Here is a 25,645-nt window from a genome sequence, read left to right on the forward strand (position 1 = left end):
TAGAGAGGCACGTGGAGCGAGCGGGGCACGTCGAGCCAGAGAGGCACGTGGAGCGAGCGGGGCACGTCGAGCGAGATCAGAGGGCCGCCTCGATGATCTCGGAGAGGCTCGCCTCGTCGACGACGCCCGTCAGGTAGGCCGCGACCTTCCCCTGCCGGTCGATCACCACGAGGCTCGGCAGCTTGTCCACCCCGTAGTGGGCCGAGGCCTCCTTCGCGTCGTCGATCAGGATGGGATACGAGAGGCCCTTCTTGAGCGCGTACTGGCTGGCCACCTGGGGCGGGTCGTCCACGTTGACGCCGAGCACCACGAGCCCCTTCTTCTCGTAGCGGCGCGCGATCCGGTCGAGGATCGGCGCCTGGACCGCGCAGGGCCCGCACCACGTCGCCCAGAAGTCCAGGATCACCGCCTGGCCCTTCAGCTCGGCGATCTGCATGCGCGCGCCGGGATCGCCGTTGGCCGCGACCGGCAGCGTCACGTCGGGGGCCTCCGCGCCGACCATGCCCGAGGCCCCCGGCGCAAGGCGCGGCAGGATCACAAGACCAAACAGCGCGCTCAGGGCGATGAGCAACGCGACTGCAGGATAGAGAATCTTGCCGGAATCGGGCTGGGGTTCGGCCATACGGGCCCTGGGCTTCATAGCAAATCTTTGGGCCTACGTCCGAGCGGCTCTGGTACGGTCCGGCGCCTCGACCGGCCGGGCGCTTTGCCGCCTGGCCCGGGGGCGGGGGCGCAGCGCGGCTCGCCGCGCGACGCCGCCGCCGCCGGGAGGGGTCGGGGGCGCAGCGCGGCTCGCCGCGCGATGCCACCGCCGTTCGGGTCACGTCGTCGCCCGCGCGCTGGAGGAACCATGCTCGATCGTCCGAATCTTTCACGAGAGAATCCCGCGGGGCCGCGCGGACGGCGCCCGCCGCCGGGGCCCCTTCCGGCCAAGCGGGCAGCCAAGTGGCCCCCCGATGACAACGATCTGCCCGGCGCCCCGCCGGCGCCCGCGGGCGGCGGCTTCGCGGACGACGGCAACTTCAAGCGCGGGCGGTTCAGCCCCGTGTCGATCGTGGTCGGCCTCCTCGTCGTGCTCGGCGCGGCGGGCGCCATCTGGTTCGGCGTCAAGCAGGACAGCCAGAAGATGACGGTCGACGCCGTCTCCAAGGAGAAGAAAAACATCTTCGTCCTGCCCAAGAAGGACCAGCTGCCCCTCTGGCGCAAGTGGGCCGCCGCGAGCGCCGAGCTGTCGCTCCAGCAGGAGGCCCTCATGCAGCTCGCGTGGGCCGACGACCCCGAGGGCGTCACGCACGCGCAGAACGCGCTCGCGCTCCCGGACCACCGCGTGAAGGGCGTCGCCGCGCAGGTGCTCGCGTACTACGGCTCGCCCAAGGCCGACGGCGCCAAGCACGCGCTGCTCGAGGCGCTCAAGGTCGCGGACGAGAGCGACCGGCCCCAGCTCGTCTGGGCCCTCGTCGAGCTCAAGGAGCCGGCCGCGTTCAAGGACGCGATGGACCAGTACAGGAAGGGGTTCCTCTCGAAGGTCGAGCGGCTCGGCGGCGGCATCGCCTTCGACCCCGAGAAGCTCGCCGGCCTCGTGTCGCTCGAGGAGCTCTCGAAGCTCGCGACCGACGAGAGCTCGTCGGTGCGGCAGCTGGTGGCGACGGTCCTGTCGCGCAACGCCGAGCCCAAATGGACGAGCGCGCTCATCACGCTCGTGAAGGACAAGGACGTCGAGGTCGCGCGCGAGGCCGCGAACGGCCTCGGGAGGATCGGCGACGAGACGGCGCGCGCCCCGCTCCTCGAGGCCCTCGCGAACGCCGACAAGGCCAGCCGCCAGCGCTTCCTCGAGGCGCTGCGCGACGGCATCGGCGGCGAGGGGCTCGTCCTCGCCCTCGACAGCGTGAAGCAGGACCCCGAGGAGACGACCTGGTTCCAGACGAAGCAGATCATGGAGATGCTGCGCGAGCTCGCCGACCCGCGGTCGGCCGACCCGCTCGTGAAGTGGATCGAGGCCAGGAAGCCGCCGCTGCACTGGCAGGGGGAGGCGGGGACGCGGCTCGCCGAGGTCGGCGACCTCCGCGCCGCCAAGTTCCTCGGCGAGCGGCTGCTGGCCGACCCGCTCAAGCTCTACAAGCTCGAGAAGTTCTGGGAGGCGGACGAGGGCGGGCACCTGTCGCGCACCGATCTGCCGCGCGTCGTCGGCGCCCGCATGCTCGCCGATCTCGCCACGATCCACGCGGACAAGGCCGCCGAGCTCAAGGCCGCGGCCGAGGCACCGGTCATCCTGTGGCTCAAGGATCGCCCGCAGCCGCACGCGAACGGCCTGCGCTTCCTCGCCACGGTCCGCTCCGAGAAGATCCTGAAGGACATGCGCGACTGGGCCTTCCCGACGGATCCGCTCCCCAAGGAGGGGCAGCTGCCGCCGTTCCCCACGGCCTTCGAGACCGCGCAGAGCGCGCTCCGGTACATCGGGCGCATGAAGGACGAGCCCTCCTACCCGCGGCTCCTCGAGCAGCTCGGCCGGAAGAAGGACCCGAAGATGGACATCACCCAGGACGGGCTCCAGGGCGCGGGACTGTCGATGCTGGGGATGGCGCTCCGCGCGGTCGCCTACGGCGCGTCGCAGGGGCTCGCCGAGTGGGGCGATCCGCGCGCGGTGGAGAAGCTGACGAAGCTCATCGAGGACGAGCTGTGGCACGAGGAGGCCCGCCAGGCCGCCTGCGAGTCGATCGCCTGGTGCGCCGACGACAAGGCGATGATCGAGGTGGCGAAGAAGGCGAAGGAGTTCGCGAGCAAGAAGGAGCCGCGCAAGCAGCTCATCGGCGCCTGTTACGCGTCATCGCTCGCGCTCCGGCCGGTGCCCGGCGCGGCCGCCGAGCTCGTCACGCTCCTCACGGCCGACGTCGACCCCGGGGTGCGCATGGCCATCGCGCGCGCCATCGGCATCGGCGGCTTCGACGAGGCGGTGCAGGGGCAGCTGTTCGAGAAGCTCAAGGACGTCGAGGTCCGGAACGCCGCGGCGCTCGCGCTCATCCTCGGCGGCACGAGCGACACCGCGGCGCGGACGGTCGCGATGTACGCCGACTTCGACAAGTCGGCGCTCGACGACCTGAAGGACCACTACTACCGCGCGTTCGGCTACTGGTCGGACGAGGACTTCAAGCGCGGCAACCTCTACCGGTACGTCGCGAACGCCGAGGCGATCACGCGGGTGAAGGTCGCCGACGCGCCGCAGGAGTGGGCGCGGCAGCGGCTCCAGGCCCAGTTCGACAACCTGAAGTACGACAACGGCCCGCACTCGGAGACCCGCGTCGTGCTGCGCTACCGGCTCTTCCAGGAGGCCAAGAGCGGCGACGGCGCGAAGAAGAAGGGCGCGATCGAGACGCTCAAGTTCATGAAGGAGAAGGGCGTGCTCATGGCCCTGCGGCACGAGCAGGGTGAGACGGGCGCGCTCGCGAAGCGCGCGTTCCACGAGCTCATGAACCCGAAGGCCACCGTGGCCGAGGACCTGAGCAAGTTCGCCCCGCCGAAGGCCGGGGGCGCCGACACGCCGTAGCGGCGCGCGGTCCGGCGCGGCCGGCCCGCGCACGAAGCCGCGGCGCACGATCCAGGGGCAGGGAGCCCGGGAGCGCTCGAGGAGGAGGTCGTCCTCTCCGGAGCTTCCGGGCTTCCTGTTTTTGTGCTGGCAGCGCGGCCGTTTCCGTCTCCGGCGCGCGTCGGGCTGGCCGGGGTGGTCGGGTGACCGGCGCGTGTCGGGCTGGACAAAACGCCCGTTTCGGAAGAGTGTTCGCGCCGAGGTGCACTGTGCCTACCTGGCGTGATGAGCTCATCGAAGCCGTGAAATCGAAGGCGGAGCGCGAGGCTGAAGAGCTCGCGCGGCACAAGAAGCGGGTCGCCGAGGCGCTCGCGGCCGCGGAGTCGGCCGTGTCGCTGGGGGCCGAGTCGCTGAAGTTCGCGCACGAGAGGCTGCAGGAGAAGGGGCAGCCCATCGCGTTCGCCCAGGAGCAGGACAAGCACCGGCTCGCGCTCGGCGATTTCAGCCTTTCCCTGGAGCTCCTGCGGGAGTCTGCGATCGTCCGGGTGACGTTCGGCGACGGCAAGCCGCGCGAGTTCGACTTCGCGAAGGACCGCCACATCGCGCCCGCCGACGTGGAGGAGTACATCGGCCGTCGCGCGCTCGAGCTGGTCCGCGCGGCGCAGAAGGCGTCGCCGTGGTGAGCGCCGGGCGCGCCGCGGCCCCGCTGTCGCCCCGCGCATGGGGTCTTCGCCGCGGCCTCGCCGCCGGCCTGCTCGCCGCGGTCGCGGCGTGCGCCCCGCCGGCCGCGCCGCCCCGCCAGCCTGACGCGCCGCCGGCCTCGAAGCCTGCCGCGCCGGCGCCCGCCGCGCCGGCCTCGATGGAGGTCGATCCTGCCGCGGAGGCGCGGATCGCGGCGGACGTCGCGTACCTCGCGTCGCCCGAGCTCGCGGGGCGCGGGACCGGCGAGCCCGGCGCCGATCTCGCGGCCGAGTTCATCGCGCGCCGGTTCGCAGAGCTCAAGCTCTCGCCGCTGGGCGGGCCGGGGAGCGACGCGAAGGCGTACAGGCAGGTGTTCGACGCGCGGGTCGGCGCCGACGTGGCGCCCGCGGCGCTCGCGGTGCAGCGCGCGGGCCGGAAGCAGAGCGTCGAGGCCGGCAAGCTGGTCACGGCCGACGGGAGCGCGAGCGGCACGGTGTCGGGGGCCGCGGTGCTCGTCGGCCATGGAGTGACCGCGTCGGCGCTCTCCTGGGACGACTACGCTGGCCGGGACATCGAGGGGAAGATCGCGATCGTGCTCGACGGCGTGCCCACGCTGGACGGCGGCCCGGGTGGAGCGGCGCAGGCCGGCGCGCACGGCGGCGCGGCGCCCGGGGGCCCGCACGGCGGCGCTGCGCCTGCCAGTCCGCAGGGCGGTGCAGCGCCTGCCAGTCTGCACGGCGGCGCTGCGCCCGCCCATCCGCACGGCGGCGCTGCGCATGCCGGTGCAGCTCCCGCCGGCGCGCACGGCGGCGCTGCGACCGCCGATCCTCATCATCATGCTCCGCGGCCGGCGGACGCGCTCCGCGATTTCGGCAGCGTCCGCTACAAGCTCCGCACCGCCCGCGAGCACAAGGCCGCCGGGGTGATCCTGGTCGCGGCGGGCGACGAGCTCCCGCGGGTGTCGGACGACGCGGCGAGCATGGGCATCCCGGCCGTGGTGATCACGCGCTCCGCGGCCCGCGCGCTCTTCCCGGCGGCCGGGCTCGCGCCGCCCGCGAAGCCGGCCGACGCGAAGCCGGCCGCGGCGAAGCCTGCGGCCGTGAAGCCGGCCGCGACCAAGGCCGCCGCGCCGAAGCCGCTCGACGGCACCACCGTCGAGATCACGACCAAGGTCACCGCGCGGATGGCGCCGGCGTCGAACGTGATCGGCCTGCTCCCGGCGCGGGACGGCTCGCCGCACGCCGGTGAGTACGTCGTCGTCGGCGCGCACTACGATCACCTCGGCTACGGGGGCACGTCGTTCTCGCGCGCGCCCGGCGTGCATGCGGTCCACCCGGGCGCCGACGACAACGCCTCGGGGACCGCGATGCTCCTGGAGGTGGCGCGGCGGTTCGCCTCGCTCCCCGAGCGGCCGGCCCGGAACCTCCTGTTCATCGCGTTCGGCGCCGAGGAGCTCGGCACCATCGGCTCGCGCCACTTCGTCGATCACCCGCCGGCGCCGCTCGCGGGCATGAAGCCGGTCGTGGCCATGATCAACGCCGACATGGTCGGCCGGATGCGGGACGACAAGCTCCTCGTCGACGGCCTGGGGACCTCGCCCGACTGGAAGCCGATCGTGGACGACGCCGCCCGCGGGCTCGGCCTCACGCTCCAGTTCGGCGTCGAGGGCTTCGGCGCGAGCGATCACGCGTCGTTCACGGCGTCGCGCGTCCCGATCGCCTTCCTGTTCACGGGCGTCCACGAGGACTACCACCGGCCGAGCGACACGGCGGACAAGATCAACGCCGCGGGCGTCTCGCGGTGCTCGGTGCTCGCGGCGCGGATGGCGCTCGCCCTGTCGCGGCGCGACGCGCGCCTCGCCTTCACCGACGCGCCCGCCGACCCGCACCGCAGCATGCGCGGCGGCTTCCGCGCGTCGCTCGGCACGATGCCGGACTACGCGTACCAGGGGCCCGGCGTGAAGCTCACGGGCGTGCGGCCCGACGCGCCGGCCTCGCGCGCCGGCATGCAGGCGGGGGACGTGATCGTGCGCATCGGCGCCCACGCCGTCACCAACATCCACGACTTCATGTTCGCGCTCGGCGATCTCGAGCCGGGCCGCGAGGTCGAGATCGAGGTGGATCGCGGCGGGACCCGGGTGCCGCTCAAGGTCATCCCCGCCCCCGGCCGATGAGCCGGCGCTCTCGCCGCGCCGCGCCGCCGGCCGCGCCACCTCGACGGCGCAGGGCTCCACGCGGGCCCTGCGCGGTCAGCCTCGCCTTCCTCTGCGGCCTCACGGCCGCGATCCTCGCCTGCGACAGCCCGCCGCCCGCGGGGACCGACGCCGTGGCCTCCGGAGGGCCCGAGCGCGCCGGCGCAGCTGCGGATGTCGAGCCGGCGCCGCCCGACGCCGTTGCGGCACAGCCGTCGGACGCCGCGGCGGAGCTGTCGTACACCCCGGCGGAGCCGCCGGACGCCGCGGCGGAGCTGTCGTACACCCCGGCGGAGCCGCCGGACGCCGGGGCAGCGATGTCGTACGCCGCGGCGGCAGCCCTCGACGGCGGCTCGCCGGACGCCGCGGCGGAGGCCCTCGACGGCGGCGCGCCGGACGCGGGGCTGCCCGGCAGCTCCGAGGGGTGCCCGGACGACATGGTCCTCGTCGAGGGCGACTACTGCCCCGTGGTCGACCAGATCTGCCTGAAGCACCACAAGGAGTACGAGAAGGACCAGGAGCGACGGGCGACGCCCTACAAAGAGGCCGAGGGCCCGACCAGCGTCAGCGAGCGGTGCCTCGAGTACAGGCGGCCGAGCGAGTGCCTCTCGAAGAAGCGCGCGCCGATGCGGTTCTGCGTCGACCGGTACGAGTGGCCCAACAGGAAGGGCGAGCTCCCGGCGCTGCTCGTCTCGTGGCGCCAGGCCGTCAAGGCGTGCGAGGGCGTCGGCAAGCGCCTCTGCACGGAGGACGAGTTCAACTTCGCCTGCGAGGGCGAGGAGATGCTCCCGTACACGTACGGCTTCGCCCGCGACGCGGCCAAGTGCAACATCGACCGGCCCTTTCGCCAGCGCGAGGTGACGCTCTACCACTACGAGCGGTGCATGCGGCACCCCAGGTGCAAGGCGGAGCTCGAGCGGCTCGATCAGCGCGTTCCAGCGGGCTCGATGCCGGCGTGTGTGTCGCCGTTCGGCGCCTACGATCTCAACGGCAACATCAACGAGTGGGTCGTCCGGCCGGGCCGCAAGTCGCCGGAGCGGAGCGGGCTGAAGGGCGGCTGGTGGGGCCCCATGCGCGGCCGCTGCCGCCCCACGGTGGGGTTCCACAAGGAAGAGGACTACGGCTACGAGCAGGGCTTTCGTTGCTGCAAGGATGCTGCGGCGCGGTGAGCGCGCGGTGGCGCGTCCTTTTTGAGGGGCGCGCGGCCGCCGACCGGGGGTACGCTCCTGTCCAGCGGGCCCGCGACGCGGCGCTCGCCGGCGAAGGGCCTGCGGTTCCTCCTCCGGGGGCCGGGGCTCAGATCTCAGCGGCGGGCCGTCACCGGCCCGTCGCTCACGCGGGGAGAGCCCCGCACCTCGAGGAGACCTTGATGAAGCGATCCATGTGGTTCACCAGCGCGCGCTCGGCCGCCTCGGTCGTCCTTGCCCTCGGAAGCCTCGGGCTCCTGACCTCCGCGTGCAGCCGGGGCCGAGACGCAGAGGATCCATCGGATCCGCAGTACAACGCGTACAACCAGCAGCAGCAGGGGTACCAGCAGCCTGGGCAGTACCAGCAGCCTGGGCAGTATCAGCAGCCTGGGCAGTATCAGCAGCCCGGGCAGTACCAGCAGCCGGGGTATCAGCAGCCCGGGCAGTACCAGCAGCCGGGCACGACCGCCCCGGCGACGACGGGGCAGCCGGGCCCGCTCGCTCTCCCGTGTACGAACGACATGGTCTGCGGCACGCACAAGTGCAACACGGCCGCGGGCAAGTGCGCCTTCCCCTGCGCGGCGAACACCGACTGCGCGGCGGGCTTCTCGTGCATGGGCGCGGGCTCGGCGACGGCGATCTGCGTGCCCGGCGGGCAGTAAGGGAGCGCCGGGGTCTGGCCGCGCGACGTGCGCGGCGGCCGCCGGACACCCTCACAGGAGCGCCACCTCGCGCGCCATCCCAGGGATCGGGGTCTCGTCGGGGCAGCTGGCAGCCTCCCCGAGGCTGGATCCGATCGTGGCGGGGCAGCGGGCAGCCTCCCCGAGGTCGGATCCGGTCGTGGCGGGGCAGCGGGCAGCCTCCCGGTAACCGGATCCGGTTTTGCCGGGGCAGCGGGCAGCCTCCCGGTAACCGGATCCGGTTTTGCCGGGGCAGCGGGCAGCCTCCCGGTAACCGGATCCGGTTTTGCCGGGGCAGCTGAGCTGCCTACCTGGAACCGGATCCGGTTGTGCGGGGGTAGCTGAGCTCGCGTTCCGGCACCGATCCGGTTGTGCGGGGGCAGTTGAGCTGCCTGCCTGGGACCGGATCCGCAGTCGGGCATGATTCGAGCGCCGACGAGTGGTGCTCAGGCTGGGCGCGTATTCGCGACCGAGCTTGCAGCCAATGCCGCACAGGTGGAGGCGAAGAATCTTCGCGGGATTCCCAACCCACGCTGGAAGAGGCGCGTATGTAATCGAATTTCAGCCAAAGCCTGGCGTGTTCTTCGAGGCAGGAAAGAACGTCAATGAACTGATCCATCGAGGCGCCCTCCGCTTCGGACGGCATGTCGAGATTACGTTCGCTGGTCCCAATCCGTACTGAGGATTATGAAAGATCTATTTACCGTGTCCGATGCCACTGAGATCATCGTTCTTCATAGGGCAGTGAACGAAGCCAAGCTTCCATTGCTCTCCTACGATGGAGATCTCTCTGCTAGCCCGATTCTGGCAACAATTGCGGAGCGTCTAACGGCAGCGCTTAGGGATATTCCCCAATGGGATAACGATTCCTGGCGATTGTTGTCCCCGCGGCACCCAGCATGGGAGCTCGCAGTCAACCGAGCGTTGTCAGATCAAGAGTATCTCCGAAGGGCTACGCTTCCCGAAAAACGAGAATATGTCCGTCTTCTCCTTGCGCCCTATCGTAACGACGATGCGAAGATTTCGGAGTTTATTGATTATGTCGATAGTGTCCTTGGCGAGCGAAGGTGGTACCAGCTCTGGCTGCGGAAAGCATCGCCTTTTGCCGGTGGAGTCGCGTTCCTGAGGGAGGGGCCGGACGGTCGTTTCGTCGCATGGGATGCCAATCATAATGAGATTGTATCCGGTGGTTTGGACGACGTCGGTGCGGTGCTTGTGGAGGGGAATTTTGAGCCGTTCGGTTACTTTGTCCACGACGTGCCGGAAACCCGCGTTGGCGACTCGCACCTATCATCATCCTCCTCGCCATAATCACGCCGTCATGTTCCATCGCCCACCAACCAGCTCGACGCCGGACGGATCCCGCCCCGACGAGGTTGAAGGCCTTCCGGATCGGTCATCGTGGCCCTCCTACCCAATCGCTCAGTCCGTGCGCCATCGGCCCGCCTGGTATTGTTGGGGTTGACCCTCGCCACCGACCGCTGACCATGCGTCAGGTGAGCAGGTCGAAGACGGGGATGGTGAAAGCCTGGAGCCCCCACGGAAAGTCTCACGGACCAGCCCTGCGCTGCGAGGCCCCAATGCTGCCCAGCACCATGGGGTAGATCCACTTGACTAGATCCGAACGTCCCTTGATGTGGTGTCCGCCCCCCCGGGCGACGTGGTGATATGGGCTGCGCCGAACACGCCAGCGGAGGAGCTTCCCGCAGAGCGTCAGCGGCCTGGCCTCTATGGACACGTTTCGCCGCCCGCGTGGCCGTGCCACCCTGTCAGCGCTTCCAACCATGCCGGCGCCGGAAGAAGACCCCACGCTCCCGCCGGAGCGCCCCGGCCCGCTTGCCGCGGGCCCGGCGCAGACGAGCGCCCCGGCGTCGACGACGATGCCGCCGGCAGACGCCTCGGCGACGACTCGGCCCCTCCCTCCGGCCGAAGGGGGGGCGCACGCGGCCGGCGCCGAGGCAGAAGGGGGCGCACCCACGCGCGGCGCCGCGGCCGGAGCGGCAGGGGTTCCCGTCGCTGCGTGGGGCCGTTACGAGCTCATCCGACCGCTCGGGCGGGGCGGCATGGGGGAAGTGGTCGAGGCGCGCGACAAGCGCCTGGGCCGAGCGGTCGCGCTCAAGTTCATTCGCGGGGCCGACCCCGACCGCGCCCTGCGCCTCTTGCAGGAAGCCCGCGCCCAGGCGCGCATCGACCACCCGAACGTCTGCAAGGTCTACGAGGTCGGTGAGGTCGCGGGCAAAGCGTACATCGCGATGCAGCTCGTGCGCGGCCGGAGGTTCGACGAGGCGGCGAGCGAGATGTCGCTGCCCGCGAAGGTGCGGGCGATGCGCGCGGTGGCCGACGCGGTGCACGAGGCGCACAGGCTCGGCATCGTGCACCGCGATCTGAAGCCCTCGAACATGCTGATCGAGCGGGTCGAGGACGGCAGCTTCCACCCGGTGGTCGTCGACTTCGGCCTCGCCTACGAGGCCGGCGGCGAACAGAGCCTCACCGAGACCGGGGCGCTCCTGGGCACGCCCGCGTACATGGCGCCCGAGCAGGCGCGCGGCCAGGTGCACGGCGCCGACCAGCGCTCGGACGTCTACGGCCTCGGCGCCACGCTCTACCAGCTCCTCTGCGGCGCGGCGCCGTTCGAGGGCGCCACCCCCGCCGCCACGCTCTTCAAGGTGCTGCACGAAGAGCCCCGACCCCCGCGCGCGCTCGCGCCCGAGCTGCCCGCCGACCTCGAGACCATCACCCTCAAGTGCCTCCACAAGGAGCCCGAGCAGCGCTACCCCACGGCGAGGGCCCTCGGCGAGGACCTCGGGCGCTTCCTCGACGGCGAGCCGATCCTCGGCCGGCGCCCCCGCCTGTCCTTCCGGCTGAAGCGGCTCGCGCGCAAGCACCGCGCGCTCGTGGCCGTCTCGGCCCTCTCGCTCGCGCTCATCGCGGCGCTCGGCGCCCTCGGCCTGCGCTCGCAGCTCGAGGCGCGGCGCGCCCGGGCCGAGGCGGCCGAGCGGGCGAGGCTCGGCGAGGAGATCGGACAGGAGGTCAAGGAGATCGAGTGGTTCCTGCGCGCCGCCTACGGCCTGCCGCTCCACGACACCGGCCGCGAGCAGGCCCGCGTCCGCGAGCGCATGGCGCGCATCGCGGCCCGCCACGTCGAGACGGGCGGCGCCGGCGCGGGGCTCGCGCGCTACGCGCTCGGGCGCGGGCACCTGGCCCTGCTCGAGTTCGACGAGGCGCGCGAGCAGCTCGAGCGCGCCCGTGCGCTCGGGGTCGACTCGCCCGAGCTCCACTACGCGCTCGGACGCGCGCTCGGCGAGCTGTACCGCCGGGCCCTCGAGGACGCCCGGCGCAGCGGCGGCGTCGCGTGGGTGGCCGGGCGGCGGCGCGCGCTCGACGAGCAGTACCTCCTGCCCGCGCTCGCCGCGCTCGAGAAGAGCCGCGGGCTCGGGCTCGAGTCGCCCCACCACCTCGAGGGGCTCATCGCCCTCTATCGCCGCGACCACGGCGCCGCCGCGCGCGCCGCCGAGCTCGCCGGCCACGAGGCGCCCTGGTCGTACGAGGCCCGCCGGCTCGCCGGCGACGTCGCCCACGCGCAGGCGGTCGATCGCTTCGATCGAGGGGATTACGACGGCGCGCGCGCCGATCTCGAGCGGGCGGTCGCGCGGTACGACGAGGCGCTCGAGGTGGGGCGCAGCGACGCGCTGGCGCACGAGGCGCTCGCCGTGGCCTGGCTGAAGCGGGCCGAGGTCGACGAGCGGCAGGGCAGGCCCCGCAAGGAAGCGCTCGAGCGCGCCCTCGAGGCCTCGGGCAAGGCGGTGCGGGCGGCGCCGGGGCGCGCTTCGGGCCACACCCGGAGGGCCCAGGTCCTGATGAGCTGGTATCAGCTCATGAAGGACGAAGGCGGCGGCCTCGAGCCCGAGCCCATCCTCGATGCGTGGCTCGCCACCGCCGCGCGCGCCATCGAGCTCGACCCGAGCGACGTGTACGCGCACGACGCCGCGGGGCTGGCCCACTTCACGCGCGGGTTCGAGCAGGCGCGCGCCGGCCTCGACCCGGGCCCTGCCTGGGACGAGGCCCGCGCCCGGCTGACGCGGGCCCTCGAGCTGGAGCCCAACTACCCCTGGGCGCTCAACGATCTCGCGAACGTCCACCGCTGGAAGGGCAACCACCGGCGCGACAAGGGCCAGGACCCGCGCCCCGAGTACGCCGAGGCCGCGCGCTTCTATCGCCTGGCGATCGAGAGCGATCCGAAATACCTCTTCCCCTACTGGAACCTCGGCGACCTCTACAACGACTGGGCCTCGTACGACCTCGCGCACGGGTTCGACCCGCAGGACACGGTGCAGAGGGCGCTCGATACCGGGCGCCGGGCTCTCGCGCTCGACGCCCAGTTCTACCAGGCGCTCAACCAGGCCGCGGTGGCCGAGCTGACCCTGGCGCAGTACCTCGCCGCGCGCGGCGCGGACCCGCGCCCGCCGATCGAGCGCGCCTTCGCCCACCTCGACCGATCGCGCGCCATCAACCCCGCCGCGGGGCGGACCTCGTCCTACCGCGCCGAGGGCCACCGCCTGGCCGCGCTCCACGCCCTGCGCTCGGGCGGAGACCCGAGCGACGATCTCGAGGCCGGGCGGGCCGCGCTGGCCGAGGCCTACCGGGCAGAGCCGAGCTGCCTCGGCTGCCTGCTCGCGGGCGCGCAGCTCGGCGCGGTCGAGGCGCAATGGGCGCGGCAGCGAGGGCGCTCGCCCCTGCCCGCGCTGCGGCGGGCGCGCGACGACGCGCGGCGGGCCATCGAGATCTACCCCCACGCCGAAGGCCACGTCGAGCTCGCGCGCGCCTGCTGGCACCTCGCGCGAGCGTCGTCGCCGGCCGAGGCCCGCGGCGCCGCCGACGAGGGGCTGAAGCACGTCGAGCAGGCGCTGCGCCGCGACCCGCTCCTCGCGCACGCCCACGCCGTGCGCGGCGGGCTCTTGCTCTCGCGGGCGCGCGGGGCGGCCGACGCGCAGGCGCGCCGCGAAGACGCGCGAGAGGCCCAGGCCTCGCTCGGGCGCGCCTTCGAGCTCGACCCGCTGCTCCGGCGCGAGCACGCCGAGGCGGCGCGTGAAGCGGAGCGAGGAGCGGAGGGCGCCGCGCCGGGCGCCGCCCGGCCCTAGCCTCGACGTGGGCACAGCTGCCTGACACCGGGCAGCTGTGCCCACGTCGAGACTGGTATCGCGGCTCAGAAATCCCGCCAGAGAAACCGGTCGATGACGAGCGATCGCCGGAAACAGTAGCGATTTTCATAGTTTCCGCCTGTCTCCCCGTCGAGGGCAGCTCCGATGTGGCCCAGCGGGGCGCCCTCCGCCGCCGCGTCGTCAACGGGGCCGCGTTCATTCCACAGTCTGCGGCGGCAGGAACAGGGTGGGCCGCCGATGCCGGCGCTCGATCAGCGCGTGGCCTCGCTCCGCTCGATGCTCAGCTCAGGGTGGTTCGCCTGGATCCATGCGAGCGCCTGCTCGATCACCGCAGGTTCGTCCGCGTAGAGGATACAGGGGGACACGCAGAACTCGAGGTAGGCGGGCGTCGACCAGATCACCAGGTCGTCGCTCGTCCAGAACGACTGCGTCCGGTCGCTGAGCTCGGGTGCGCGCGGGACGCCGAGAGCCCGCGCCAGCGCCTCGCCCACGTCCTCAGAGAGGCTCGCGCGATGGCGGGCCGGCCACCCTGGGATCACGTCCGGAGCCTCGTGCCCCAGGGCGAACCGCTCCAGAAAGATGCGCCACGAATCGGCGAAGACGAAGCGCTCCACCACCCCGTCGTCGGCGAGGATCGCGCCGTCGGCGGCCATGAAGTACAGGCCCCTGGAGAAGGCGCCGATCGGCACCAACCCGTCGCGGGGCAGGACGCCGCCCTCGATCTCGAGCGCGGGGCCCAGCCAGGTGTGCTCTCCCTGGTCGCGGGAGACACAGAGGCCGCCCGCGTGCTGCTCGAACGCGAACAGTGGTTCGCTGGCCGCGACGCCGTGAAGTGCGAGCAGTTCCTCGAGGCGGGCGCGCGAGGCGGCGCGCTGCGGATCCCGGAGTACCCCCCGCGCGCGCAGGGCGTTTACCGCGCGGTCGGTGAGCACGCCCCGGAACCCCTCGGCAGCGAGCATCCATCGCGTGTGCGCGAGCCGGTCGCCCACCGGCGGGAGCTCGTGGCGCTCGAGCACACGCCCGCCGAAGTCGCGCTCCTGGACGAGGGAGACGCCTGATGCGGTGCGCTCGATGCGCAGCGCTCCCCGCTCCTCGGGCCGGTCCAGGCCGACGGGCACGAGCCCGCGGCTCGCTGGCGCAGGGGCTTCGCCCGGATCGCGAAGAGCCACGGTGACCTCGTCGCAGGCGATCGCCGCGACCGCCGGCGAGCCCGCGAGCGCTTCGACTGCCCGGGCGAGCCGCTCGACCGACCTGGCGAAGACGAGCGTCCGGTCCGGAGCGACGCCCGAGGGGTGCCCGTCGAGGATGACAAGATCCTCGGCGTCCCAGACCGTGTGGTAGGCATCGCTCGCCACCGCCACAGGCCGGGCGCCGAGCGCCTCCGCGAGCCGGGCGCCAGCGCGCGGGCGGGCTTCGAGGCGCAGGTGGTGGAGGCCGCGCTGCGCGATGTCGAGGAAGCGCGCGAGCTTCTCGACCAGGATCACGGGGGACGTTGCGTAGGGCACCAGTGCGTATCCCGTCGAAGAGCCCTCCACGGAGACGGTTCCGTCGTCGCTCAGCAGGACGTTGACCATTCCCAGCGAGCGTTCCGCGCGGTCATGTGAGACGTGCAGGTACCGATCGAGCCCCGCGAATGCTGCGAAAGGCGCGCTGATCCCGATGGGCCAATAGCCGGCGCGGGACAGCGCCCTCGTCATGTTGCGTTCCAGCAGCGCCGCTGGGCCGAGGAGGATCTCCCACCAATCTCGCGATGGGGGACCGAAGGAACCGCCGCTCGCAAGCTCCAGCGGGTCCCGCGCGCGGTCCGAGCCGGCGAAGCCGCCGATCGCAGCCTCGGCGGCGAACAGCGCTTCGTGGGTGGGAAGCCCGTTCAGACGCAGCAACTTTTCCAGTCGATCGCGTCCGGCCCGACGCGCCTCGCTGCGGACGATGCCACGGCGGGCGAGGGTCTCGATGGCGAAAAGGGAAATCTCCATGGTGGGCCCTCAGCGCGGCATCTGCACCCGCATGTTCGCTGCATTGCGTGGGTTCATGAGGCTCCTCGCGCTCCTCGTCGGCGCGCCCTGGTTCATCGCTTGTTGCCATCCGGGACTCGGATTGTCGATGCCCGGTGTGGTGCGGCCCACCAGGTCCACGAGCTCGTTCGGCGGTGCGCCCTGGTTCGCCTGATTCTGGAGGTTGCGGAAAAGCACGCCGCAGTTCGGGCAGGCGTTTCGCGCTCCGCCGCCCTGCTGCGTCGAGCTGATCCCATCGATCTCTCGGAGCGCACCGCGGAGATGCTGGTTGTTCGGATCGCTGGCCGAGCCGCATGTCCCGCGCGGCAAGTTGTTGCGTCGCTCATAATCATGGAGATGCTCGCTCAGCGCCGCCGGCTCGGAGCAGTTCGCCGGATGGCGCGTCGCCTGGGGGAATTGCCCGTTGGTCGAGCCGTTTGCGGCCTGAACGGGCACCTGCGGCGCCATGTTGTTCCAGACCGCGGGGTGGATGTCGACCGGGTTGTCGGGATCGCGCCCGCCTTGGCTCACACCGCTCGCGTTCGGCAACGGTGTGCGGCTGCCGTCCGGGTTGATCTGCGAGCGCTGGATGTTCGTGGTCATCGCTTGCAAGCCGTCGAGGTCCACCGTGTTGAGCGGCGAGTTGTCGGCGAAGCCGTAGCGGCGGACGATTTCGACGGGATCCGGGCTGATGTAGCGGCCAATGTCGGGGTCGTAATAGCGATGCCTGTTGTAACAAAGGCCGGTCTCCTCGTCCGCGTACTGGCCAGAAAACCGCAGCGGCGTGAAGGCCTCTCCCTGCACCGCGCCGAACGCGCGCGCCCGCTGCTCGGCCGCGATCTGCCCCGATGACGTCACGAGAAGATCGGGGAATCCATTCGGCGCGCTCACGTAGAACCGAGGCGCGCCGCCGTCATCGATGTGCGCCAGCGGGGCGAAGCTCCCATCCGGGAAAACGTACGTTCGCGTCTCGGTCACCGGGACGTCCAGGGACGCGTCGCGCACACGCACCCCCCTGCCCATTTCCGCAGCCGTGGGCCCCCTTGCCGCCGCCGTCAGGGTTGTTGCCGCCACGGTTAGCGCTCCCGCCCTGACCGTCTCCATTCCCGCTGCCGCCCCTGCCGCCCTTGCCACCACCGCCGCCTCCACCGCCCATGATCCAGACGCCAGGGTTCATTCCAGGGATCGCAGGGATGTTCGGGACCGGAGCCGTGCGCGCCATTCAGGCATGGTCCCCAGCGATTTTCACCCCTGTCAAGATGAGAACTCGGGTGCGCAGACGCTGCCCGGGGAGCCCGCGCGAGACGCTGGAGCATCATCGAACAGGATTCCTGTTAGAGTGGATTTCTCCAGTCTGTGTACGGCATGCATTGCCGCGGGAGACTCAGGCGATGACGGGCTACCCGCCCTGGGGGCGGGGGGTTCGATGTCGGCGCGCGGGTGGTCGCCAGCGCCGGACCCGGCGCCGGCGGGAGCCCTCCTGCTTGGAACGTCAACGGCGCTCGCTGCAAGCAGCTCGTCGGCGATGGCCCCCTCGTAGAACTGCTATTTCATATGGTTCTAGCTCGTTCGCAGCCGAGCGAGTCTCTGGCGTGGCCCAACGCGGGCCCGACGCGCCGCCTGTAGCCGTCGCGTCGCCCCCGTGCGGGCTGGCCAGCGTGGTCATAGACCGCGCCGGGTGCTTGGCCGTGCAGCGCGCGAGCGAGGGACGCGCCATCGCTCGGCGACGGCGAGCCTGCCTCCAGTCCCGCGGACGTGGGAGCACCTCCACCCCAAGGGCCGCCCTTGCCGTTCAGCTCGGGGATCTCGAAGCGCGCGCACAACATCGGGGGAGAGCGCCCAGGCGCGCGGGTCATCCGTCTTGTTCTCATCGAGCACAACGGCGCCGCGTTCGAGATCGGACGGCTCTGGCCTTCCAGGCTCGTCTGCCCGCATTCCCTCGTGGATCAGGAAACCATAATAGATTCGATTATGACACCATCCTCGTTGATCTCGAGAGGCGCGTCCCCATTGACCTGCTCCCCGACCGCACTGCCGATACGCTTGCACACTGGCTCAGAGAGCACTCCGGCATCGCCCTTGGCGCGTCCCCATTGACCTGCTCCCGAGCCCTGATCGTCATCCGCTGCGATGCGCCTCCGCTCCTTCGAGCGCACCGGCAAAGAAAAGACTCGGGGGAGCCACGGCTCCCCCGAGCATCGAGCTCCCTCATCGAGGGCGCTCTGCGCGCTAGCGCCAATCGCCAGGCGCTCTCAGCGGTTCTTGTGGCTCTGCTGCCCGGCCCTCACGTGCTGCTCGTGGCTGCCGCCGCGCTGGCCCTGTCCGCTCCCGCTGCGCCCGCCGTCGTTCTCCGCGCCATCGCCGCGCGCCTCGCCGCCCTTGCGGCCGATCTCGGCCATATGCTCGCGGTCCTGGCTCACGCTCTCGCCGCCCTTGCGGCCGGCCTCACGGGCCTCCTCAGAGCTGAACTCGTGGGCAGTGCCCTTCTCGTGCGCGGCCTTGCCGCCCGTGCTCGCGATCTCGCGCTGGCGGTCGTCATCCATTGCAGCAAACCCACGGTTGTTACCCTGATTCTGTGCCATGTTACACCTCCAGTGAGCTTTTTGCGACGCAGTCTCTGCTGCGTCTTGTTTGTTCCACGCCGGCGATGCCGGCGGGTTCACGACGGGCGAACTGCAACGGCGGTGCCAGAGCGGAGCCCGAGAGCGCGGCTGTCACCCGCGGACCCGACGAAGGAGGGCAACCGATCCCAGGGGACCACGCCGACGGCGGTGATGGAGTGATGAGGAGAGCGCGGCGTTCGATGGGAAACCACGCATCGTTGACGCGCGGGCGGCGCTCGACGAGGCGCCGTCAAGGGGACATCGCCGCGCGCCGCGCTCTGCCGAAGCGAGCCGTCACGGGCGGGCTCGCCGCGGGGCAGACTGCCTCGTGGGGTGAGTGCTCACGGGACATTGCGCCTCGCTTCATCTGGCCAACGAGCGCGACAGGACACGATGCATTCCCGTGGAGCGAGAGAGATTATCAATGGATCTTGTGCAAACGTCCATGAGGAGCTTTTTGTCGCGGTGTGCAGGTGGCGGGGCACGGGCATCGTGCCCGCGCTGGACCACGTGTTCGTCGCGGGATGGTAGAGCACGGCCTCCCTGAGCACGCTGTCATCGTCGCTGCCGCCCGTGCGCAGCACGAGCCCGCTCAGCAGCGGGGTCAGCGCCGTCTGGGCGAACTCCCACCCATGAACCTCCTCGCCGGGGGTGAGGGGGACGCTCGTCGTCGTGCCGGTGCTCGGATCGTAGACCAGCCCGCCTGGGCTGAAGAGCACCCTGCCGTCCTGCAGGGGCGCGGCGCCCACGGGGTACAGGGCATGGGGCAGTGCTCGGCCTCATCGGGGAGCTCGAGCTGCCGCCACATCATCAACCGCATGCTCTTCGGATTCTCGGCCAAGTGGCCGAAGGGCGGCGCTGCGGGAGGGGGGCGGCGCCGGCCTTGGTCAGGTCGCCGCTGCGGCGCCGGCGAGGCGGGGGAGCCCGGCGCACCAGTCGAGCACCTCGGCGAACCGGCGCGTGATGAGCACGCCGAAGAGCGGATCGCGCGCGAGCTTGGCCTGGGTGGTCGCCGGGCTCGAGAGGCCGCAGAGGAAACGCGCCGCCTGGCGAGGATGGCCCAGGGCGCCCCCGTGCGCCGCGCGCCGCGCCGTGAACGCGGCGACGTCGAGCCCCACCGGCATCGGCGGCGCGTGCGCCGGCTCCGGCAGCGTCACGGCGACGCCGGCGCGGCAGAAGGTGCAGCGCCCGCACGCGGCGTCGAGGCGTTCGCCGAAGTACGCGGCGAGCGCGGCGGCGTGACAGCGCTCCGAGGTGAGCAGCTCGATCACCTGCCGCACGCGCCCGATCTCGGCGTCCTCGCGCTTCGCGAAGCGCGCGAGGAGCTCGCCGACGAGGGCGCCCGCGTCGTCCATCGAGGCGACGCGCACGAAGCGGTGCCGGATGTCCGACACCTTGAGCTCCGCGAGCCCCTGCCGCTCGAGGTACTCGAGCGCGCGCACCACCCGCTCGCGCGGCTGCTCCAGCGCGGCGGCGGCGGCGGCCGGGTCGACCGTGTACAGGACTCGCCCCTTCTTCGCATGGCCGAAGAGCGCCTCGAGGAACCGCGCCGGCTCGCCCTTCACCGACGCGATGACCTCCTCGAGCCTGCGGTGGAGCCGCACCTCGTAGCCGGCGTAGTACGGCGTGAGCTGCCGGACCGCGCCCATCAGCTCGAGGTAGGTCAGCGCGGTGCGGAGCACGAGCGGCCGGACGTCGTGGCGCGTCCCCAGCGCGTGCAGGCCGAGCTCCACCTGGGGCGCGGCGAGCACGGCGCCGACCACCCCGTGGAGCGCGTCCTCGGTCGGCGTGTCGCCGTAGGCGAAGTTCTCGAGGACCGGCAGATCGTCGCCGCACACGAAGGCCTCGACCACCGAGCGCGCCTGATCCCTGCCGGCGCGGCCGATCTCCTGACTATAACTCTCGAGGCTCTTCGGGAGATTGTAATGGTCGACATAACGCACGTCGGGCTTGTCGATCCCCATCCCGAACGCAATGGTGGCGACCACGATGCCGCGGTCGCTCTGCATCCAGTCGTCCTGCACGCGCGCGCGCTCCGCCGCCTCCATCCCGGCGTGGTACGCGCGCGCCGGCAGCCCCGCAGAAGCGAGCTTCTCGGCCACGTGCTCGGCGGTCTTCTGGAGCGTGACATAGACGATGGTGGAGCCGGGCGGCCGGGATCGCAGGCGCTCGATCAGGACCCGGTCGCGCGCGGTCGCGCTCACCGCCGTCGCGCGGAGCTCGAGGTTCGGTCGGTAGAAGCCGGTGATGACCGTGTGCTCCTCGCGGATGCCGAAGGTGGCGCAGACGTCGCGCACGACCCCGGGCGTCGCGGTGGCCGTCAACGCGAGCACGCGCGGCACGCCGAGCGCCCGGGCGGTGTCCGCGAGCCTCAGGTAGTCGGGGCGGAAGTTGTGTCCCCACTCGGAGATGCAGTGGGCCTCGTCCACCGCGAAGATGGCGATCTTGAGCTCTTTCAGCAGCGCCATGAACCGCTCGCTCACGAACCGCTCGGGGGCGACATAGAGCAGCTTCGTCTTGCCCGAGCGCAGATCCCTGTGCGCCTCCGCCGCGCCGTCGGCTGACAGCGACGAATCGAGCCGGACCGCGGCGATGCCGCGCGCGCTGAGGAAATCGATCTGATCTTTCATCAGCGCGATCAGCGGAGAGATGACGATCGTGACCCCGTCGAGCAGGAGCGCGGGGAGCTGGTAGCAGAGCGATTTGCCGCCGCCTGTCGGGAAGACCGCGAGCGCGCTGTGGCCCGAGAGCAAGGCATCCATGACCGCGCGCTGGCCTGGGCGGAGCTCGCGGAAGTTGAACCGCGCCTCGAGGACGTCGAGCAGATCGGGGCCGGATGGTGTGGGCTGATTCAAGGGGGCATCCTACACCTCGCTCGCGCCGAGGAACACCCCGCCGTCACCTCAGCAGCCGCGTAGAGCGACAAGCCCGGGTCAGTGAGAAGCTCTCTTGCGGAGCCGACATCACACGACGCGGCGCTCGTCTCGCCGGCCTGGAGCCCTCGGCACGACGCTCGGCCATGTGAAGGCGAGCTCAGCGCCCACCGGCAGCTGGTTCCACAAAGGCGCCAGCTCTTCGAGCCGGACGACGACGCGATCGACTCGCCGGGCATCTTCGCCCGAGAGCGACTCGCGCGGCGCGGGCCGCGAGGCATCCGGGCGCTGCCCCTGGCGGCGCCTCCAGATCAGGTCGCAGACGGCGGCGAGGCGCTCCGACGTGACCATGTCGTGCTGCCTGCCCTCGTCCGCGTTGCGAAGCGATGTCTCCCGGCGCAGCTGCTTCCGCCGCTCGCGCGCCCGTTCGCGCGGGCTCCGGTCGCCCGGCGCGGCCGAGATAAAGGTGCCGCCGCCGCTCGCGGCACGACCGAAGACGCCCGACGTCAAGCCGAGCTCGGCCTCCACGACGTAGTGGACGAGGTCGTGCGGAATGTGGTCGTCGAACCCAGGCGCCGGATCCATCACCTGGGGCTGTTTGCCGGCGACCTCCACGACGACGGCGTACCGCCGCTCGCCGGTGCGTCGAAAGATAACGTCCATGATGAGACATCGGGATAGCACATTCGCGTCCGAAGACAACGTGCGACCTTGTCATGGTGACGTTCAAGGCGGCGATGGGCTTTGTCGCGACGGACGGCGCACTTCGGTGTTGATCAGAAGCCTGCCAATCTACCTGACAAGCATCTTGGCGTCTCATATGGTTTCTCGTTGTCTGTCCTGGGCTCGGGTCAGGCTGGTCGTGTAGAGCGCTGGATCGCCCGCTTTCAGCCAGCCGCGACTGACGGCGTGGTTCTGGGGCTGGAACCCGCACGAGCAGGCCGGTGACGGGACACGCGAGGACCGGCTCGTGGCCGTGGAGATCCTGGTGGCGTGAGATCGGGCCTTCCTGCTGTTCGCTCCGCGGGAAATCGCCCGTATCCTGTCGGCATGCACTGCCCCACGTGCGGCCGCTCGAACGCGGAGGCCCATGTCTTCTGCCCGGGCTGCGGCGTCCGGCTTTCCCGCGCCGCGAGCGCGCCCGTCGCGGATCCCGTCACCGAGCCCCACGCCGCGAGCGCGCCGGCGGAGCGCTCCCTCGAGGAGCGGGTGGGGCGGCTCGAGCGCGAGGTCCAGGCGCTGATCGAGCGGCGATCCGCGTCGATGCGCGACGAGCTCCGCTGCCCCGCCTGCGGCGCGAGGAAGATCCTCCACGCGCCCAAGGTCCTCGACGCGGACGCCGACGGGCGGAACGAGCTCGCCATCGCGCAGCCGAGCGTCTGGCGCAGCCGGAGGGTCGGCAAGCTCGAGGCGTACATCTGCGCGGGCTGCATGCTGGTCGAGTGGCACGTGAAGGACCTCGAGGGGCTCGACGAGCACGTGGACGTGTCGGCGCTCGATGGTGAGGCGCCGCGGCAGGGACCGTATCGTTGATCGATCGCGTCCGCCGGAGGTGACGTCCGAGGGGGTCAAGGTGTCGCTGGAGGCTGCCGGCGCGGGCGAGGTGCGGCGGGATGCCGCCTCGTTCCACGCCTCGAACGCGGCCGTTCCAGAGCGCCGCCTGGCGCCGCTCCGGGTAGCGCAGCATACTCTGGGCGCGATTCTTGAGCCGTCGCGGGCGGATTTCGTACGCCCGCCTCCGGGCCTGCCGCTCCGGCTGTCCCTTCACCGGTTTCAGCCTGGTGCCCCCAATGGGTCTGCTTGGAGATGCCGTCGCCGAGCCCGGCACGACGCAATCACAGGCCCCGTCACTCGGCTTGCTTCGGCTTGCTGACGAGCGCTGGCTCCTGGCGGAGGCGGACTCCGTCGGCGCGAACGATCGTCTGAACAGAATCATGATGTGGAGGCAGAATGAAGAAGAGAGAACTTGGTCATCAGCTTGGTCTCGCGGTGTGCGCGGGCGCCGCGCTCGGCCTCTCCACGGGCTGCTCGATTGAAGGCGCGTCCGACGAGACGCTCGATGCATTGGGGTCGCATTCGTCCGCGATCATCGGCGGCGAGCTCGCCGAGGCGAGCCCCTGGGCCGTGCAGGTCTTCGACGTGCGGAGCACGGGCGACTTCTACCAGTGCACAGGCACCCTCGTCGCGGCGCGCTGGGTGCTCACCGCGCAGCACTGCATCGCGGACGAGGGCGAGACGTCGGCCGTGCGCGTCGGCAGCAACACGTACCTCGCGGGCCAGCGCATCGCGGTCGACGCCGTCGAGGTGCCCTCGGCCGTGGCCGACATCGCGCTGCTCCACCTGACCGAGGACGCCGATGGCCCGTTCGTCCAGCTCGCCGAGGCGACGTCGACCTGGATCGACAGGGACGCGACGGCCTACGGCTGGGGGAGCGAGGGCACGCCGCTGGTGATGGCGCCGTCGCTCAAAAAGGCGACCCTCCACATCAATGGCTGGCGCTCCGACGAGGAGCTCCTGGGGACCGGCGTGACGGGCGCGGGCTGGAGCGGCGACTCCGGCGGCCCGTGGTTCGTCGACGGGCGCCAGGTCGCCGTGTTCTCGGCCACGAACGGACAGAACGGCACGAACCTGCACGCGACGGTCACCGGCGTCGACGTGGCGCGCCACCGGGCGTGGATCGACGCCACGATCGCCGCCGGCCCCACCGTCCACCCCAGCAACCAGGTCGTGCTCCACGATCTCTCGAACTTCTCCGGCATCTCGCAGGGCTTCGGGATCGGCCACCACAACCTCCTGAACACGACGATCATCGGCGACAACCGCGCGAGCGCCATCAAGGTCCCCGCCGGGCTCCGGGTCACGGCCTTCATCCACCACAACTTCGGGGGCGAGGTGCGCATCTTCACCTCGGACACGGATCTCGTGGCCGCGGGCTTCAACGACGTGCTCTCGGGCATCGTCGTCTCGAACGCCTCGGACCCGCAGCTGGACGTCGTCACCTTCTACGAGCACGCCAACTTCTCGGGCGAATCGTTCATGTACGGCGTCGGCTCCGCCGTCTTTTTCGGCGGCCCCTGGGCCCCCTGGGACCGGAGGGCCAGCTCCGTCCGCGTCCCCCCCGGCTTCAAGGTGACGCTCTACGACGGGCTCTTCCAATACTCGGCCCAGTCGCGCGTCCTCACGGCAGACGCGAACCTCGCCCCCCAGAGCTTCGACGACCAGACCCGGAGCTTCCTCATCGAGCGCTTGTAGGAGCGAGCGCGCGGAGCGGCCAGCGCTCCCCGCGTCGCGAGGCGAGCGCCGAATCACCCCCACGCCGGCCGCGCGAGGCCAGGACGGCGCGCTCTCGCGAGCCTCGCTCGGTGGGCCCCGTGCGGATCGAGCCCCAAGATGTGCTGGCCTACCCTCGTGGACACGGCGTCTGGCGTGGTCCACCGCTGGAGATGGTGGGCGGATGCAATGTCCGGCATGGTCACCCAGGTGCGCCCGCCACGGCGAAATGGATGGACCCGTGCTATCGGGCCTTGCTACTCTGCGTTGCAGGCATGGTGTAACGAATCGTTACACGGGTGACGCCAACGCATGAATACGCCACTGTCGCCACCTGGAGCGGTGCGGACCGACGGATCATCCGTCCAGATCGGCGCTCTTGTTCCGCTGACTCGGCCCGGCTGGGTCGAGGCAGGCCGGCACTTGCTCGCTGGACTCGAGCTGGCCGTTCGCGAGGTCAATGACGCCGGCGGGATCGTCGGAAGACCACTCGAGCTGGTGGTCCGAGACACCGCGGCCGATCCACAGAGGGCCGCGGCGGCCGTCGATGAGCTGGCTCGCCTGGGCGTGGCTGCCTTGGCGGGGGAGTATCACAGCGTCGTCGCTCGCGCCGCTGCCGCCAGGGCCGACGCCCTCGGCCTGCCGTTCCTCTGCTCGTCAGCGGTCCTCGACGCGCTCACCGAACAGCCAACGGAATGGGTCGCGCGCCTCGCCCCGGCGCAGTCCCACGGCTGGCGGATCTACGCGGACTTCCTCCTCCGCGCGGGCCACAGGCGCATCGCCGTAGCCGCCGATTCGAGCGTCTACTGGGCGTCTGGGGCCCGCGTTCTGCGGGACCACCTCGCTCCACGCGGCGGCACCGTCATCGAGCTCGACATGCGCGCGCTCGCCCCCGCGGCCGTGTGCGACGAGCTCGCCGGCAACCGCGCGACAGCCCTCCTTCTTCTGGTCGGCTACCCGGAGCCGGCGGTGTCGATCGTCAGGTCTGTCCGCCGCGACCAGCGCCTCGCCGAGATCATGATCGGTGCTCCGGCCGGGCAACCGGAGTTCGCCGAATGGGCGGCGTTGCTGGGCGGCGACAACGCCGCGATCCCGTTCTTGCGCTACCTGCCCGAGCGCCTCGGCCAACTCGGTGCCCGAGTCGAGACGGCCCTGCGCGAGCGGCTGGCCGAAGCGCCTTCCTTCGTCGCCTTCGAGGGCTACGACACGGTCGCCGTCCTCGCCGATGTGCTGCGTTCTCACGGCGCGGACCGGGCGCGCACCGCCGAATCCTGGGCGCGCGTCGCGGTCGAAGGCACCCGCGGGCAGATCCGGTTCTCCCGCGCGCCAGGCATCAGCGTTTGGCAGTGGGCTTGGCCGCCAGTCCAGGTCGTTGATCGAGATCCGGCGGAGCCCGATCGCATTCGGATCCTTCACGCCGGCTGAGAGAGCACGCAGGTCCGACTGCCGGAGGCGCCGCCCGGCCCTGACCCGCCCGCGAGGCGGCC

At 71.4% G+C, this 25,645-nt stretch carries 17 protein-coding genes; 10 read left to right on the forward strand and 7 right to left on the reverse strand.

Translation table 11 applies throughout. The annotated features are described in order from the left end of the window. Positions 1-76: 76 nt before the first annotated feature. Entirely contained in the window at positions 77-622 is a 546-nt protein-coding gene (locus WME82_RS49360; RefSeq protein WP_437743330.1) for a TlpA family protein disulfide reductase, read from the reverse strand. Between the two features lie 228 nt (positions 623-850). Here WME82_RS49360 and WME82_RS49365 point away from each other — a divergent pair, with 228 nt between their 5' ends. From WME82_RS49365 to WME82_RS49395, 7 genes are all read left to right on the forward strand, one after another. Next, positions 851-3,541: a HEAT repeat domain-containing protein gene (locus tag WME82_RS49365; RefSeq protein ID WP_438040997.1), complete on the forward strand. Its 2,691-nt coding sequence runs from the start codon at positions 851-853 to the stop codon at positions 3,539-3,541. Between the two features lie 281 nt (positions 3,542-3,822). Further along, positions 3,823-4,203 carry a hypothetical protein gene (locus WME82_RS49370; protein ID WP_437548004.1) on the forward strand — a complete coding sequence of 127 codons (381 nt, stop codon included), beginning with the start codon at positions 3,823-3,825 and terminating at the stop codon, positions 4,201-4,203. After that, the gene (locus WME82_RS49375; protein WP_438040998.1) at positions 4,200-6,374 is read left to right on the forward strand and encodes a M20/M25/M40 family metallo-hydrolase; all 2,175 of its coding nucleotides are present in this window, start codon (positions 4,200-4,202) and stop codon (positions 6,372-6,374) included. The genes WME82_RS49370 and WME82_RS49375 overlap by 4 nt, the downstream gene beginning before the upstream one ends. Then, a complete protein-coding gene (locus WME82_RS49380) occupies positions 6,371-7,561 on the forward strand; it encodes an SUMF1/EgtB/PvdO family nonheme iron enzyme (protein WP_438040999.1) in 1,191 nt (396 codons plus the stop codon). Before WME82_RS49375 ends, WME82_RS49380 begins: the two co-directional genes overlap by 4 nt. 200 nt (positions 7,562-7,761) lie before the next feature. Further along, on the forward strand, positions 7,762-8,241 hold the full coding sequence (locus WME82_RS49385) for a hypothetical protein (RefSeq protein WP_437743334.1): 480 nt from the start codon (positions 7,762-7,764) through the stop codon (positions 8,239-8,241). A 705-nt stretch (positions 8,242-8,946) separates the two neighbouring features. Further along, the gene (locus WME82_RS49390; protein ID WP_438041000.1) at positions 8,947-9,570 is read left to right on the forward strand and encodes a hypothetical protein; all 624 of its coding nucleotides are present in this window, start codon (positions 8,947-8,949) and stop codon (positions 9,568-9,570) included. A 473-nt stretch (positions 9,571-10,043) separates the two neighbouring features. Then, positions 10,044-13,397 (forward strand): protein kinase domain-containing protein, encoded by a 3,354-nt coding sequence (locus WME82_RS49395; protein ID WP_438041001.1) that lies wholly within the window; start codon positions 10,044-10,046, stop codon positions 13,395-13,397. Positions 13,398-13,669: 272 nt separating this feature from the next. Here WME82_RS49395 and WME82_RS49400 read toward each other — a convergent pair whose 3' ends face one another. From WME82_RS49400 to WME82_RS49425, 6 genes are all read right to left on the reverse strand, one after another. After that, positions 13,670-14,992 (reverse strand): hypothetical protein, encoded by a 1,323-nt coding sequence (locus WME82_RS49400; protein ID WP_438041002.1) that lies wholly within the window; start codon positions 14,990-14,992, stop codon positions 13,670-13,672. A gap of 411 nt (positions 14,993-15,403) precedes the next feature. Then, positions 15,404-16,516: an RHS repeat-associated core domain-containing protein gene (locus WME82_RS49405; protein ID WP_438041003.1), complete on the reverse strand. Its 1,113-nt coding sequence runs from the start codon at positions 16,514-16,516 to the stop codon at positions 15,404-15,406. Between the two features lie 1,148 nt (positions 16,517-17,664). Next, positions 17,665-17,955, reverse strand: a complete 291-nt coding sequence (locus WME82_RS49410) for a KGG domain-containing protein (RefSeq protein ID WP_438041004.1) — start codon at positions 17,953-17,955, stop codon at positions 17,665-17,667. A 401-nt stretch (positions 17,956-18,356) separates the two neighbouring features. Next, the gene (locus tag WME82_RS49415) at positions 18,357-18,764 is read right to left on the reverse strand and encodes a kelch repeat-containing protein (protein WP_438041005.1); all 408 of its coding nucleotides are present in this window, start codon (positions 18,762-18,764) and stop codon (positions 18,357-18,359) included. A gap of 138 nt (positions 18,765-18,902) precedes the next feature. Continuing rightward, positions 18,903-20,870, reverse strand: coding sequence for a RecQ family ATP-dependent DNA helicase (locus WME82_RS49420; RefSeq protein ID WP_438041006.1), 1,968 nt, complete (start codon positions 20,868-20,870; stop codon positions 18,903-18,905). A 108-nt stretch (positions 20,871-20,978) separates the two neighbouring features. After that, complete coding sequence (locus tag WME82_RS49425) at positions 20,979-21,551, reverse strand: hypothetical protein (RefSeq protein ID WP_438041007.1); 573 nt, start codon at positions 21,549-21,551, stop codon at positions 20,979-20,981. 387 nt (positions 21,552-21,938) lie between these two features. Between WME82_RS49425 and WME82_RS49430 the strand changes: the two genes are divergently transcribed. The 3 genes from WME82_RS49430 to WME82_RS49440 all read left to right on the forward strand — a co-directional run bounded on the left by WME82_RS49430 (position 21,939) and on the right by WME82_RS49440 (position 25,583). Next, a complete protein-coding gene (locus WME82_RS49430) occupies positions 21,939-22,421 on the forward strand; it encodes a hypothetical protein (RefSeq protein ID WP_438041008.1) in 483 nt (160 codons plus the stop codon). A 417-nt stretch (positions 22,422-22,838) separates the two neighbouring features. Continuing rightward, positions 22,839-24,140 carry a trypsin-like serine protease gene (locus tag WME82_RS49435; RefSeq protein WP_438041009.1) on the forward strand — a complete coding sequence of 434 codons (1,302 nt, stop codon included), beginning with the start codon at positions 22,839-22,841 and terminating at the stop codon, positions 24,138-24,140. Between the two features lie 330 nt (positions 24,141-24,470). Next, positions 24,471-25,583: an ABC transporter substrate-binding protein gene (locus tag WME82_RS49440; protein ID WP_438041010.1), complete on the forward strand. Its 1,113-nt coding sequence runs from the start codon at positions 24,471-24,473 to the stop codon at positions 25,581-25,583. The last annotated feature ends 62 nt before the right edge of the window (positions 25,584-25,645 follow it).

It is taken from the genome of Sorangium sp. So ce128 (assembly GCF_051525245.1).
GTDB lineage: Bacteria > Myxococcota_A > Polyangia > Polyangiales > Polyangiaceae > Sorangium > Sorangium cellulosum_B.